Genomic DNA, 372 nt, shown 5'->3' on the forward strand with positions numbered 1-372 from the left:
CAGAAGCACATCGACGCCGGTGCCAAGAAGGTCATCATCTCCGCCCCGGCCTCGGGTGACGACGTCACCATCGTGCTCGGCGTGAACGAGGACCAGTACGACGCTGCGAACCACCACATCATCTCGAACGCGTCCTGCACCACGAACAGCCTCGCGCCGCTCGCCAAGGTGTTCCACGACAAGTTCGGCATCGAGCGTGGCCTCATGACGACGGTGCACGCCTACACCGCCGACCAGAACCTGCAGGACGGCCCGCACAAGGACCCCCGTCGTGCCCGCGCCGCCGCGCTGAACATCGTCCCGACCTCGACCGGTGCCGCCAAGGCCATCGGCCAGGTCATGCCGGAGCTCGCCGGCAAGCTCGACGGCTTC

The 372-nt window shown here is 67.2% G+C and carries 1 pseudogene; it reads left to right on the plus strand.

What is annotated here, in order from left to right:
* Positions 1-372: pseudogene (locus tag BIU95_RS13290) on the plus strand (type I glyceraldehyde-3-phosphate dehydrogenase); the annotation flags it as partial.

Source organism: Curtobacterium sp. MCBA15_007 (assembly GCF_001864905.1).
In the GTDB taxonomy this organism is placed as follows: domain Bacteria; phylum Actinomycetota; class Actinomycetes; order Actinomycetales; family Microbacteriaceae; genus Curtobacterium; species Curtobacterium poinsettiae.